General features: G+C 42.4%; 12 protein-coding genes. 7 read left to right on the top strand and 5 right to left on the bottom strand.

Annotated elements, in window-relative coordinates:
- Positions 1-415: 415 nt before the first annotated feature.
- Together OPS28_RS09620 and OPS28_RS09615 are read right to left on the bottom strand one after the other, a co-directional pair.
- Positions 416-967: an NAD(P)H nitroreductase gene (locus OPS28_RS09620; protein WP_265609239.1), complete on the bottom strand. Its 552-nt coding sequence runs from the start codon at positions 965-967 to the stop codon at positions 416-418.
- Positions 968-1,047: 80 nt separating this feature from the next.
- Complete coding sequence (locus OPS28_RS09615) at positions 1,048-1,653, bottom strand: HvfX family Cu-binding RiPP maturation protein (protein ID WP_265609238.1); 606 nt, start codon at positions 1,651-1,653, stop codon at positions 1,048-1,050.
- 161 nt (positions 1,654-1,814) lie between these two features.
- Here OPS28_RS09615 and OPS28_RS09610 point away from each other — a divergent pair, with 161 nt between their 5' ends.
- The 3 genes from OPS28_RS09610 to OPS28_RS09600 all read left to right on the top strand — a co-directional run bounded on the left by OPS28_RS09610 (position 1,815) and on the right by OPS28_RS09600 (position 4,805).
- Positions 1,815-1,982, top strand: a complete 168-nt coding sequence (locus OPS28_RS09610) for a hypothetical protein (RefSeq protein ID WP_265609237.1) — start codon at positions 1,815-1,817, stop codon at positions 1,980-1,982.
- A gap of 436 nt (positions 1,983-2,418) precedes the next feature.
- Positions 2,419-4,278 (top strand): signal peptide peptidase SppA, encoded by a 1,860-nt coding sequence (gene sppA, locus OPS28_RS09605; RefSeq protein WP_265609236.1) that lies wholly within the window; start codon positions 2,419-2,421, stop codon positions 4,276-4,278.
- Positions 4,263-4,805 (top strand): SprT family zinc-dependent metalloprotease, encoded by a 543-nt coding sequence (locus tag OPS28_RS09600; RefSeq protein WP_265609235.1) that lies wholly within the window; start codon positions 4,263-4,265, stop codon positions 4,803-4,805. The genes sppA and OPS28_RS09600 overlap by 16 nt, the downstream gene beginning before the upstream one ends.
- Positions 4,806-4,830: 25 nt before the next feature.
- Here OPS28_RS09600 and yfbV read toward each other — a convergent pair whose 3' ends face one another.
- The gene (yfbV, locus tag OPS28_RS09595) at positions 4,831-5,280 is read right to left on the bottom strand and encodes a terminus macrodomain insulation protein YfbV (RefSeq protein ID WP_265609234.1); all 450 of its coding nucleotides are present in this window, start codon (positions 5,278-5,280) and stop codon (positions 4,831-4,833) included.
- 432 nt (positions 5,281-5,712) lie between these two features.
- Between yfbV and trxB the strand changes: the two genes are divergently transcribed.
- The 4 genes from trxB to infA all read left to right on the top strand — a co-directional run bounded on the left by trxB (position 5,713) and on the right by infA (position 8,490).
- On the top strand, positions 5,713-6,675 hold the full coding sequence (trxB, locus tag OPS28_RS09590) for a thioredoxin-disulfide reductase (RefSeq protein ID WP_265609233.1): 963 nt from the start codon (positions 5,713-5,715) through the stop codon (positions 6,673-6,675).
- 67 nt (positions 6,676-6,742) lie between these two features.
- On the top strand, positions 6,743-7,486 hold the full coding sequence (gene aat / locus OPS28_RS09585; protein ID WP_265609232.1) for a leucyl/phenylalanyl-tRNA--protein transferase: 744 nt from the start codon (positions 6,743-6,745) through the stop codon (positions 7,484-7,486).
- A complete protein-coding gene (locus tag OPS28_RS09580) occupies positions 7,483-8,196 on the top strand; it encodes an arginyltransferase (protein WP_265609231.1) in 714 nt (237 codons plus the stop codon). The genes aat and OPS28_RS09580 overlap by 4 nt, the downstream gene beginning before the upstream one ends.
- Positions 8,197-8,271: 75 nt before the next feature.
- Entirely contained in the window at positions 8,272-8,490 is a 219-nt protein-coding gene (gene infA, locus OPS28_RS09575; protein ID WP_008844395.1) for a translation initiation factor IF-1, read from the top strand.
- Between the two features lie 293 nt (positions 8,491-8,783).
- Here the strand turns inward: infA and OPS28_RS09570 are convergent, their stop codons facing one another.
- Complete coding sequence (locus OPS28_RS09570) at positions 8,784-11,936, bottom strand: efflux RND transporter permease subunit (RefSeq protein WP_265609230.1); 3,153 nt, start codon at positions 11,934-11,936, stop codon at positions 8,784-8,786.
- Positions 11,936-13,162 (bottom strand): efflux RND transporter periplasmic adaptor subunit, encoded by a 1,227-nt coding sequence (locus OPS28_RS09565; protein ID WP_265609638.1) that lies wholly within the window; start codon positions 13,160-13,162, stop codon positions 11,936-11,938. The genes OPS28_RS09570 and OPS28_RS09565 overlap by 1 nt, the downstream gene beginning before the upstream one ends.
- Positions 13,163-13,461: the final 299 nt, after the last annotated feature.

Genomic DNA, 13,461 nt, shown 5'->3' with positions numbered 1-13,461 from the left:
TGTACGTAGTTTCCATTGCTGCGTTGCGCAAACACCCGAACACTCGCTGAAAAAGTGAACAGCAAAGAATCATGCGCGCTAATACTATGAATTCGGAATAAGGCGTGGTTATTTCAAAAAAAGTAGCGCGTACTTTATCGATGCGCTTTGATGATCAAGTACCTGGGCCATTAAAATCAATCTTGCGCAGTGTAGGCGCCTGCTCTTTCGCCCTGCGAGTGCGGCTTTTTCAACGTTTGAATGAGTCCAGTTGCCCTCGGTTTAGCACCAGAAGCTCCTCTCCCAATTGGTATGATAATAGTTGAAAAGCTCACCCATTGGATGAGCAGACGCTATTGTGGTTTGATATTAATTACCACTACAACGGAGGGATTATTCGTTCGACTAAATTTTTATTTAATAATGACTTTGAACATTAAGACCAGTGCTCGAAATACTGAGCCGTATCATGTGACTTGCGTTCGGGCGCTTCAACTGCTGCTGTGCCCAAATATAAAAAGCCTACTATTTCATCCTCTTCGCTCAAACCAAGCCCATTTTTTACGGTGTCACACTGCGCATAGCTTCCGGTTCTCCACATTCCCTGAAATCCTTGAGCAATAGCCGCCAGTTGCATAGCCATTACTGCACAAGCCGTTGATGCTACTTGCTCTACTCTGGGTACTTTTTGATGCTCTGTGACCTTCGCAATTGCAACTATCACCATAGGCGCCCGTAAAGGTAGCAAAGGCGCTCGCTCTATTTCCTTTGTCGACTTATCCGCCTCAATTGCGGATTGTTCGAACAACGCTCCGAGTTTATTTAATCCCGCTCCCTCACACACGATGAATTTCCAAGGCGTTAAAGACGCGTGATCCGGCGCGCGAAGTGCTGCGCATTTTATATTTTCTAACGCGTCTGCACTTGGCGCTGGCTCGTCCAGGCGCGGTTGAGAGGTTCGATTCAGTAATAAAGTGAGTGCGTCCACAGTGGGTCCTTAACCAATCAATATAAAAATCGATCCTACGCAGATTCGTTTAAAAAGACCATAACTTAGGGACGACATTTTTACTGTATTTTTTGTCGCGACAGAAGGTAATCAATACTAAGGTATTTCCCTCCTCCATAAAACAACAAAACTAATAACAGGATGAAATAAGTAGCTGCGAACTCTATGCCGTTATTGAGTATCACAAATTTCCCACTTTGCGTTAACCACTCATAGTGACCATATTCCTGAAGGATAGAGTTAGCCATCGCTAGTTTATCACCGGAGGTCATTATCGCGTTGTCATAATATAGAGTGCCATCAGCTAACCAACTCGATTTATCTGCAATAGCAAGCCACCCGTTCTCAGCATGGACAGTAATCATTGCAACCAACATGGTAAAACACAAAGGTATGCTGACCAAACGTGTAAAAAGGCCTAGCAAAATCATCACGCCGCCAATTAGTTCAGCACAAATGGTAAGTATTACTAAGATTTCAGGGAGTGGCAGACCAAGGCCCCATTCACTATTACCAAACCAGGCAACGGTATCAGAGAAACCAATCACCTTAGTCCAACCTGCTTGTATGAGTACTGGTGCCAAGTATAGGCGGACCAGTAATAATGGAACGCCATTAAAGTAATTTAATAATTTTTTAAATTTTATATATGCACCGCGTAACATGCTACTTTTTCTCACTCAGAAAATTTAGGGTTTAACTTGTTTAACTCAGTACTGTCCTCTAAAAATAAGAACACAATAAGTAACAGGCGACTTAACCTTTGTGAAGATAGTTAAGTACTATTATCAGGAACGAGACTTACTCGAATAACTTTCAATTAATTATGCAAAAGAAAAAACCGTCACCCTTCAGCCAATTGATGCAAAAGGGACATCGAAAAGTAAAATACTCCAGTCAAAAGTCCGATGTGCTGATGTTATTCAGTGAACAAGAACATCGCCGCATTGCCACGTTAATAAAAAAGTGGCTTAAAGAGGATGAGCAAAAATAATAATATTAATCTGATAAGATATGGGTTAATTAAGGGTATGCGCGTGGCTCCTCCTTATACAAGTTATGCTGGGCTAATTTAGCCAAACCAATACTAGTTAGAGAGGCAACACTAATCGTTAGAAAAAAAAGCGTTCTAGGGGAAAAGTAAAAAGTAAAAAGTAAAAAATAAAAAATAAAACAGAAAAAGTACAAAGTAAAATACAGCTACGCTAGGTGATTTGAAAGTCTACCGTATTCATTCATCAGTGCACCTTGAATAGATACCCTTTTTGAACTCTTAACCGACTACATATTGTTACAACTTGGTAAAGGTATTGGGTCAACATTTCGATAGCGAATATATTGCTCACAAAATATTACAATTTAGGTTCGCCATTCCTGGTAATTCAGATAACATACAATCAATATTTGTACGAAGAGGTTTTGTATTGCGTATGAGCGCCAGTAGCAATTGGACAAAGTCCCTATTTGTGGGCATTTGGTCGGCACTGAATTTCTGCCGGAAACTATTTTTCAATGTTATTTTCATAGTCATTGTCATCGGCATTATTGTAGTATTTTCCAGCGATAAGAATCCCGTTATGGTCAAGCATGGAAGTGCACTTTATCTGAACCTTAACGGTAATTTGGTCATTGAAAAAGAAGCCGTCGACCCTTTCGAACAATTTATGGAAGAAGCTTTCGCCGAGGAAGAAGAAAACCCCGAAGTGTTAGTTCGCCACGTGGTTAAGGTAATCGAAAACGCAAAGCACGACCAACGAATTAAGGCGCTAGTAATGGATTTACAAGGTCTGCAAAGTGGCGGGCTGGATAAATTACGTGAAATCGCACGCGCGATTGATGACTTCAAGTCCTCGGACAAACCTGTTTATGCCATTGGTGATTACTTTACGCAAACCCAATATTATCTCGCTGCCCATGCTGATCACGTATATCTTAATCCGATGGGTGCCTTGCTGATTGAGGGCTATGGCCGTTACGCCTTATATTTCAAGGATATGTTGGAAAAACTCAAAGTCACTACACATATTTTCCGCGTAGGCACTTATAAATCCGCAGTAGAACCCTTCTTACGTAACGATATGTCTAACGCAGCTAAAGAAGCAAATGAACAATGGTTGAACGCGTACTGGGAACAATATAAAACCGATGTCGCTGCTGCTAGAAACCTGAGTAAAGATAACTTTGATGAGAAGCTGGATGTCTTGGTACAAAAATTTGAACAGGCTGGGGGAGACTTTGCCCAATACGCTTTAGAGAATGGATGGGTCGATGCCTTGCGCACTCGAGAGGAAATTCGTCTGGAACTCGTGAACTTAGTAGGCACTGACGATAACGAACTGGGTATAAATGTGACGCCCTTTGATGCCTATTCCAGAGTTGTAAATAATCCCATGCGCGCGCAAAGTAATATGGATAAGGTTGCGATAGTTGTTGCAAAAGGCACCATTTTAGATGGCGAGCAGCGCGCAGGAACAATTGGTGGTGATAGTACCGCCAGGCTGCTAAGGAAAGCGCGACTCGACGATAGCGTCAAAGCAGTGGTGCTTCAGGTAGACTCTTCTGGCGGTAGCTCATTTGCATCCGAAATAATCCGCCAAGAAGTGCTACAGCTGCAAGCTTCGGGTAAACCTGTGGTTGTTTCTATGGGCACGTATGCTGCCTCAGGAGGTTATTGGATTTCAGCAAATGCAGACAGGATCATCGCTTCGCCTAGCACAATCACGGGCTCAATAGGCGTCTTTGGTATGCTTATGACATACGAGAACTCGTTGGAATACTTAGGCATTAGTTCGGATGGCGTAGGTTCGACGGAATTGACGGGCTTCTCATCAGTGCGGCCGTTAGATCCCAGGTTTGGCGACATATTACAAAAGAACGTAGAAAGTAGTTATCAACGCTTTATTAATATGGTTTCAGACGCTAGGGGCATTCCAGTAGAAAAAGTAGACCGTATCGCACAAGGACGCGTATGGATTGGCGAAACCGCACTGGAACTTGGGTTGGTCGATGAACTGGGAGACCTTCAGGACGCGGTTAGGGTAGCGGCTGAATTGGCATCATTGGAAAAGTTTGATACGCAATATGTAGAGCGTCCACTCAGTCCGCAGGAGCGCTTCTGGAACGAGTTCTTCGGCAAGGCTATGGTCTGGGCGGCTAAGCTTCAGTTTTCAAATTCAAACAGTGCCTTAGCAGGAATGGTAAGAACGGTGGTCAATGAGTTCAGCGTAGTCAGCCAGCTCAATGACCCACAGGGCGTTTACGTTCTGTGTATGCAATGCCAGGTAAAATAACCCTTAGCCAAGAACAAATAGATTTGGTGCATCAACGTACGCAAGAGTTGATGCACCAGGCTTCAGTGTATTTTCAGCAGGCCTTCCCTCCCCCCTCAATATCCTTCAGACGCTCAGGTAAAAATGCCGGTACCGCATTTTTGCAACAAAACCGAATTAATTTTAACCCTGTTCTGTTAGTTGAGAATTGGCAAGAGTATATTGATCACGTCATCCCTCATGAAGTGGCTCACCTTGTTGTATTTCAAGTTTATGGTAGAAAACGATTTATCCAAACGGGCTTATGGCGCAAACAATCAGTCACGGTAAAGCCTCACGGCGAAGAGTGGCGAAATGTTATGGAGGCCGTTTTTGGGGCTAAAGCAACGACTACGCATAACTTTAACCTGTCATCTTTAGGTATGAAAACTTTCGCATATACTTGTGGGTGTCAAAAACTAGAAGTAACTATACGCCGTCATAACCGAATAGAAAAAGGCGCAACTTATCGTTGCAAACGATGTCATCAAGAATTGGTACGATGCTAACTCGCATCTAACAATGTTTTGTTAGTTACTGAAACCAGTTTCGGGTAAACATCTTATCCACATCTTCAAATGCTACCTTTAACAGTTGTGCTAACTCTTTATAATGAGGACGGGATTTTAGTGCGCTAATCTGGCAACCGTGCGCACTCATTTTGGCGTGAATGTTGTGATACCATTGCTTTAATTGAGGTGGCAACGTCTGATTTGAACGATGACCCAGCCAGAATAACCCTTGCATAGGCAAGCTTAGAAAAAATGCTCCTATAGCTAGGGCTTGTGGTAAGTATTCGTATCCAAACGTATTGATCATTATCGCACTGGCAAGGACCGCCATAGGGGGCATCACTTTTAAAGCAAATTTGGTTGTCGCTACGACTCGACTGTCTGGAAAGTAAGCATAAAGTTCCTTTCTAACTGGCCAGGTATTCATATAAGCCTGTCCATCGCGGAAAATGTTAGCTACAGATTGAGACACTCTACACCCCGTTACGACATAAAACATGATGGCAGTTATTACCATCTCAGGAAAAAATTATTATACAAATTAATAGTACTCGATTTTGAGCAGTATAGCTTAGAAAGAAAATAAAAATTACAAAATTGTAAAGTTAGCATGGGAAGCTTTTATCCTTTTTACTTCATCTCTGTGGTGATTTGTCGACCTGTAATACCAGATAACTATTGTTAATATGCGAGTATACTTTAATCGGCATCAACGCCTTTTCCCGAAAAAAAACAGCGTGTTTTCGCTCCGGTCTTACCTTACTCCGATAGCAAAAGCATACAATGTGTTGACACTATCGGGATCCTTTAAATCACGTGAGAAAATATGCATACCCTATTGAATGTGGTAAATTCAGCCCCACAAATTTGAGTCAGCTACGTAAAAAAGTTTTTGGAGAGAGAAATGGCAGAAAGCAGACATGTGCGCCTTCTAATTTTAGGCTCGGGCCCTGCAGGGTACGCAGCCGCAGTTTATGCTGCGCGCGCTAATCTGGAACCAGTATTATTGACGGGTATCCAACAAGGCGGTCAGCTAACTACCACGACAGAAGTAGAGAATTGGCCGGGCGATCCAGAAGGGTTAACTGGTCCCGATCTAATGGTCAGAATGCAAAAACATGCAGAAAAGTTCAATACCGAGATAATCTTTGATCACATCAACAAAACAGATTTTTCCAAGCGCCCTTACACGCTTCATGGTGACAATGGAACTTATACTTGTGATGCATTAATCATTGCCACTGGCGCTTCAGCAAAATACCTGGGCCTAGAGTCAGAACAAGCCTTTATGGGCAAAGGTGTATCTGCATGTGCTACCTGTGACGGATTTTTTTACCGTAACCAAAAAGTTGCAGTGGTTGGTGGGGGCAATACAGCGGTTGAAGAAGCTCTTTACTTATCTAATATTGCTTCAGAGGTTCATGTCATTCACCGCCGCGAAACATTCCGCAGTGAGAAAATACTTGAGCAGCGTCTTCGTGATAAGGCTGAGAATGGTAATGTAGTACTTCATTTAAATCGCACGCTTGATGAAGTATTAGGTGACGAAATGGGTGTAAGTAAAATTCGTATTGCTGATACTCAGTCAGATGCAAAAGAAGAATTGGATATAATGGGTTTGTTTATCGCTATTGGACATAAACCCAACACCGATATTTTTGCTGGTCAACTTGAAATGAAAGATGGCTATATTATTGTTAATAGTGGCCTTAACGGCAATGCTACTCAAACGAGTGTTGAGGGCGTATTCGCGGCCGGCGATGTCAGCGATCACGTCTACCGACAAGCTATCACCTCGGCAGGTACCGGATGTATGGCCGCACTGGATGCTGAAAAATATCTCGATGGCATTAAAATGGAGCAATAGCTTTTATTTTGATATAGGCTAAGGCTATATGCCTTAGCCTAACTTTCTTACTTTCCACTCATACTATATGATTGAGATCCCTTTTCTACACCCTACTACACCATTTCCTGATGTCTCTACAGCACTAGACGACCCCGACGGTTTATTAGCATTCGGCGGGGGTCTGGACGTAAATCGCCTGTTTACTGCTTATTCACACGGAATTTTCCCATGGTTTAGCGAAGACGAACCAATTCTTTGGTGGTCTCCCTCTTCACGGGCTATTATATATTTAAAGGATTTTCATACTTCCCGTTCATTACGCAAATTGATAAACAAGAAACGGTATCGGGTTACGTTGGATGCGGATTTTAAGACGGTTATAGAACACTGTGCGAACATCCCTCGTAGCTACCCGGGCAGCAGTGAACTCAGCGGTACCTGGATTACCGAAAATATGATGTTAGCGTACCAAGCGCTGCACGAGGCAGGGTTGGCTCACTCTGTCGAAGTATGGGAAGACAATACAATAGTAGGTGGACTTTATGGAGTGGCGATTGGCAAAATATTTTGTGGTGAGTCTATGTTTCATACTAAAACCGACACCTCTAAACTTGCCCTGTCAGCACTTGTAAAGCATATGCAAAAGTTTGACCTGGCCTTTATCGACTGCCAGCTTCCTACCCCCCACTTAGCAAGCCTTGGGGCAAAGCCAATTAAGCGTGAACGATTCATACGGGAGTTAAGAGATAATAATCTGACCTGTGACAGTAAGGGCTATTTATTGGACTCCTTTTGCGCGATATGGAAAAAACAGGATATCACACCATGAAATTTGGCATAACTCAGGCATTTTCCTGTAGCTACCTGCCAGGACAACATGAGCAATTGCTTGTGTTTGCAAGCAACGAAAACTTTATTTCCCAACGTTATGCGCAACTCATTCAAGTCGGTTTTCGCCGTAGCGGTGAACAAATCTACCGCCCTCACTGTCCCCAATGTCAGGCATGTGAATCAATCAGGATTCCAGTAAATGACTTTGCCCTTACCAAAAGTCAAAAGCGTGTGCTTTCGCGCAATAAATCAATTGGCACGGAATTGAGTTACAAACCGAAAGGCAATTACTATCCGCTCTACAATAATTACATTTCTACGCGGCACACCGATGGTACTATGTATCCTCCCAGCGTAGACCAATTCAATAGTTTTATTACGTGTTCATGGCAGCAGCCCTTATTTATCGAAGCGTATAACGACGAGCAACTCATTGCTGTTGCTGTAACCGATATTATAGAAGATCATTTTGGTCATTCGGGGCTCTCTGCGTTGTATACTTTTTTCGATCCTTTATATGCGGAGCGGTCAATAGGTACTTATATGATCTTAAAACAAATCGAGTATGCCGCTCGTTTAAATAAAGCATACTTGTATCTGGGATATCAGGTAGAGGGGTGTAAAAAAATGAATTATAAAACACGTTTTTTCCCTCATGAGAGGTTTAGTGACGGAAAATGGTGTAGAATAGATAAAAAATCCATCTAACCGCTTTACACATTAAGCCATATTGGTTAATGTCTGCGCGGCAAAAATTTAGACTTACTGAGGTAACTGCTTTCAATGGCAAAAGAAGATTGTATCGAAATGGAAGGGACGGTATTAGATACCCTGCCAAATACCATGTTTCGTGTTGAGCTTGAAAACGGTCACGTTGTGACTGCCCATATTTCAGGAAAGATGCGTAAAAATTATATTCGTATATTAACCGGTGACAAAGTAACGGTTGAGATGACACCCTACGATTTGACCAAAGGTCGCATAATCTATCGTGCCCGGTAAGCTGTCAATTTATCAGCAATAACTACCTAGAATTCAAAAGCCCCGTCATACATACGTTGCCGGGGCTTTTTCGCGTGTATACGAAATAATAGACAACTGAATGTCATTAACACAAAGCCCGATATACTTATCGGGCTTTTCATGCAATGGTTAATTAAGATTATTACTGCCTCTCAAACCTAACTTTCTGCATCTCGCTTGATTTAGAGCCACAGCCCCTTTCCGAAGTTGACTTGTCAAACTTTTTATACCTTTTACACGCGATGGAGCACGCATATTCCATACAGGTATTGCTAACTCGATACAGATGCAGTTTCGCTGCTCTCTCGACTTTCCTTGGTTCGTTTTCTAAATAAACCGCGGATATCGTCGAGAATTACGTATAAAGACGGGACCAATAGCAATGTGATCACAGTTGCAAACAAGATTCCAAACGCCAACGATATTGCCATTGGAATGACTATTTGTGCTTGTAAGCTGCGTTCAAAAACAATTGGCAATAACCCCATAAACGTTGTTAATGAGGTTAGAACAATAGCCCTGAACCGTTGCGTACCTGCACTGATAGCAGCTCCAATCAAGTTGTGTCCTTCTTTACGGGCACGGTTTACGAAATCTACCATTATTAAACTATCATTAACCACCACACCAGATAGGGCAATGATGCCGCATATGGATAATACACTTACTGCTTTACCGAGTAATAGATGTCCGACAATCGCCCCTACAATACCAAATGGGATAACTGACATAATAATTAATGGCTGAGAATAAGAGCGCAACGGGATAGCTAACAAGGCGTAAATCGCAAATAATGCAAACAAGAGGCCTTTGGCCAAGCTTAACATAGCTTCGCCTTGTTCTTTTGAGTTACCCTGTAATTGAAATTTAACTTGCGGATATCTGTCTTTTAGCTCAGGTATGATACTAGAGACGACATCGCGGGTCACTTCACCTGGATCAAGTATTCCCTTATCAACTTTTGCGGTCACCGTTACAGAACGGTCACCATCGACCCGTATGATTGAATCAAACCCTTTGCCAACCGTCATTTCGCCAACTTCTTCAAACGGTATATCGTCACCATTGGGGGCTCTGATCCGCATAGATTCTAGATGCTCGATTGAGTTACGCTCAGACTCAGGATAACGCACCATTACTTTGATTTCTTCTTCATCCCTTTGCAAGCGCTGTACTTCGGCACCGTAGAATCCATATCGAACTTGTTGCCCAAGTTGCTGTAAAGAGATGCCTAGCGCATCTGCTTGAGGTTTTAGTGACAACTGAATCTCATCACTTCCCCCAGCGAATGTATCATTAATATCTGCCACACCATCATAAGTAGCTAATTTATCCTTAAGTTCCTGACTAATGCTTCTTAACGCTTCGATATCATGGGAAGAAAATTCAAAACTTACGTCTGCACCACCGCCAGGGCCTCCGGGAGAACCTATATTAAATGTCTTCACACCAGGAATCTCGACCATTTCATCGCGCCATTTTTGATGAATCTCGAAATCAGTCATCTCGCGGTTTTCACCCTTAGTGAGCTCTACAAATATTTGTCCACCAAGGTTTCCTGTGTCAAAAGCTATAGCATGCTTTACTACACCCTCACCGCTTTCCTGCTTAATTGTGTCATCCATACGCTGCATCGCACGTTGTAAGCTATCGATAGCCGAGTCCCGCTGAGAAAGCGAAGAACCTGGTTCCATCTCAACCGTTGCCATCATAAAATCACTTGGAATATCGGGGAAAAATACGAACCGAACTAAGCCCCCACCAAATAATCCTATGGTTAATATCAGCATAGCTAAAAATGTTGCGAGCGTTGTGTACCTGTTTTTTACTGCCTTTTTCAAAAACGGCGCGTATTTCATTTCGACAAATGTTTTTATGCCCTCACTAAAAATATCTCTAAAGCGTTGTAACCTATTTGCCTTAGCTGGATCATAGGGCTTCAAATTCATATGAACCAAATGAGCAGGAAGAATTAATTTAGATTCAATCAATGAAAAAATAAGACAAACGATGACCACAGAACCAATGGTTTTCCAGATAACCCCAAATGGGCCCGAAACCATCAACATGGGAGAAAAAGCAGCGATAGTAGTTAACACTCCAAACGTGGCAGGCATGGCCACTTTCTTCACCCCTGCAATAACATTGTCAGTACTATGCCCTTTGCGATCAATTTCAGAATAAGCAGACTCACCCATGATAATAGCGTCATCAACTACTATCCCGAGCACTAAAATGAATGCAAATAAACTTAAAAGATTTATCGACACCCCTACCATATCGAGAGGCATAACCAATAACGTGCCTAAAAAACACACTGGCAATCCAACTATTACCCAGAAGGCGAGTTTAATTTTTAGAAACAAGGACAGGACTAAAAATACTAAAAGCCCACCGAATAACATGTTTTCTAACATCATATTGAGACGGTCAGCCAAGTAAAATGAACTATCACCCCATGTTGAAGCGTTAATATGGGCAGGAAGAGATTCTTCCGCTTTTTCTAAATAACCATTTACAGCTTTAGAGATTTCCAGCGCATTCTGATCACCTACGGCTCTAACTCGCATGCTAACCGATGGCTTGCCATCGAACATTGAATATTGATTTTCCTGAACGAATCCATCATTAATGTAGGCCACATCACCTAAGGTGACGCGAGAGCCTGAGCTATCATTCAATAGCACAATTTGTGCAAAATCCCAGCCGGTATACGCTTGCCCTTTAGTGCGAAGTAAAATATCGCCGTTTTCTGTGCGGATCGACCCACCAGGTAAGTCTACGCTGGACTGCCTTACCTTATTGACGACTTCAGCAAACGTTAGATTGTATTTTTGAAGATCGGCTTCAGATAGTTCGATGGAAATTTCATAATCGCGAGCTCCCACCACTTCTACACTAGAGATACCAGGTAGATTCGCCACAGTATCTCGCATATCTTTAGCAAATTCTTTTAACTCGCGTTCAGAAGCATCACCATAAACCGACACCCAAATAACATCTTGCTGAATCTTTTGTCTATAAACGACCGGTTTTTCGGTATTGAGGGGAAAAGTCGGTATAGCATCAACCTGTACTTTTACTTCGTCCAATACTTCCTGAACATCGTAGTCTTCTTCCACCTCGATACTGACGGTTCCCATTCCTTCGGTAGCAGTGGAAGTAATCTTTTTAATGCCTTCAAGATTTTTCACAGCCTCTTCGATTTTAACAATCACCCCTTCTTCAACTTCCTGGGGAGCCGCTCCCAAATAAGGCACGCGCACATTGATAACATTTATATCAAATGCTGGAAAAATCTGCTTTTGAATACCAAAAGCGCCTAGAATTCCGCCAACGATCAGTATCCACATTAACAAGTTAGCGGCCACTGAATTACGGGCAAACCAAGCTATTACACCACGTTGGGTATCTATCTTTTCCATTAGTTTGCAGCCTCGCGTGCGTCAATACTTGAAGAATCATCAGCTTTATCATTTTCAGGAGTCGCGTTCGTGGGCACTTCATCTCCCGGAAGCCGCACCTTCATGCCGTTATACGGGTTCGGTACTGCACTAGTAATAACTTGGCTTTCTTCATCTAAACCCGACGAGATGTATACATAATTAGCGTTCGTTCTGACAACTTCTACTGGATTGATTTTTACGTTTCTGTCATCTGTTACCTGTAATACTGTATTGTCCAGCCGAAGAACGTTGCGGGGAAGTACAAAAAGTTGTTGAGATTGCGTTCCGGTAATTTCTGCCTCTACAAATTGGCCGAACCGCAATGGCGTTGTATCTGTATCTTTTCTGGCATAAGGGTCATCAAGTTTTGCAATGACATAAATCACACGATTTCCTGTATCCAAAATGCCTTCAGAGCGAACAAGCTCCGCTTCCCAAGCTCTTTTTTTGCCCGCTACTGTCGCGGTAAGCGTTACTGGTGAAGCTTGTTTTATTTGACTAGTTATATCAATAAAGGCCATATCGCTATCGGGGATAGGCAGTCTAATCTCTGCTTCATCTGTAGAATAAATCGTGCCTATCACTGCCCCGGTGGTAATAAATTGACCTAGATCTACATTTTTTGAAACCACTAAACCATCGTAGGGGGCCCGGATTTCAGTTCTGGCAAGATTACGTTGGGCGCGTTCAAACTTCGCTTCAGCAGCTTTAACATTTGCCTGTGCAGTGGCAAGTTGTGGTTTTCTCAAGCCCAGCTCCGGCGCTATAGAAGAATTAACTGAACGCCATTCTTGCTCGGCTACTTTTCCGCGTGCTTTTTCTTCGGTAAGGGCAGCATTTGCTTGCACTAACTCTGCTTCAGCCAACTTCAGTTCAGTGGCATAATCTTCCTGTTCGAGTCGGACGAGTAAGTCACCTTCATTAAATAACCCTCCCGCTACGAAAGTATCTGACACCTCTACAATTTTGCCACTAACCTGTGCGCTTATGTTCGTTTGGTGTTTGGGGATGACGTTTCCTTGTGAATACACTTTGAAATGTACATCTTCACTATTAATTTGCATGGCATCTACCAAAAATGGCTTGGATTCAACAGGCTTTTGCTCTGGAGGTTTTTTCGCACCAATCATCACTGCTGCCGCAATAATTGCTACTAGAATGATGAGTAACGGGATACCGCTTTTTAATAACATGGAGTTTCGCATTGCCATTCTTTTTCCCTTCAAGGCGAGTATTGTAACTATGTGAAGAAGCATGGATTTCAGATCTACACAATGACAGCATAAAACTTCTACCGCCATATATTACTTCTTATTATTGGAATCACTAGTTTATAGTGATTAATTACCAGAGGCTTGTGATAGTTTGTTAAAAAATGTGTCTCTAGATGCAATAAAAAAGGCGGTATCTGATAGATACCGCCTTTTTACTTTTTACTTTTTACTTTTTACTGTTTACCTATTTCTTTAATACTTATTTTTTTTTGCTTGATTAGCCGGTAACG

The organism is Alteromonas sp. ASW11-130 (assembly GCF_026183735.1).
GTDB lineage: Bacteria > Pseudomonadota > Gammaproteobacteria > Enterobacterales > Alteromonadaceae > Alteromonas.
This window is presented reverse-complemented; position numbering and strand designations above follow the sequence as displayed.

Bases quoted from the DNA above. Each gene is read 5' to 3' on its own strand.
- OPS28_RS09615 (WP_265609238.1), bottom strand. From the start codon at position 1,653: ATGTTACGCGGTGCATATATAAAATTTAAAAAATTATTAAATTACTTT.
- OPS28_RS09610 (WP_265609237.1), top strand. From the start codon at position 1,815: ATGCAAAAGAAAAAACCGTCACCCTTCAGCCAATTGATGCAAAAGGGA.
- sppA (WP_265609236.1), top strand. From the start codon at position 2,419: ATGAGCGCCAGTAGCAATTGGACAAAGTCCCTATTTGTGGGCATTTGG.
- OPS28_RS09600 (WP_265609235.1), top strand. From the start codon at position 4,263: ATGCCAGGTAAAATAACCCTTAGCCAAGAACAAATAGATTTGGTGCAT.
- trxB (WP_265609233.1), top strand. From the start codon at position 5,713: ATGGCAGAAAGCAGACATGTGCGCCTTCTAATTTTAGGCTCGGGCCCT.
- aat (WP_265609232.1), top strand. From the start codon at position 6,743: ATGATTGAGATCCCTTTTCTACACCCTACTACACCATTTCCTGATGTC.
- OPS28_RS09580 (WP_265609231.1), top strand. From the start codon at position 7,483: ATGAAATTTGGCATAACTCAGGCATTTTCCTGTAGCTACCTGCCAGGA.
- infA (WP_008844395.1), top strand. From the start codon at position 8,272: ATGGCAAAAGAAGATTGTATCGAAATGGAAGGGACGGTATTAGATACC.
- OPS28_RS09570 (WP_265609230.1), bottom strand. From the start codon at position 11,936: ATGGAAAAGATAGATACCCAACGTGGTGTAATAGCTTGGTTTGCCCGT.
- OPS28_RS09565 (WP_265609638.1), bottom strand. From the start codon at position 13,162: ATGCGAAACTCCATGTTATTAAAAAGCGGTATCCCGTTACTCATCATT.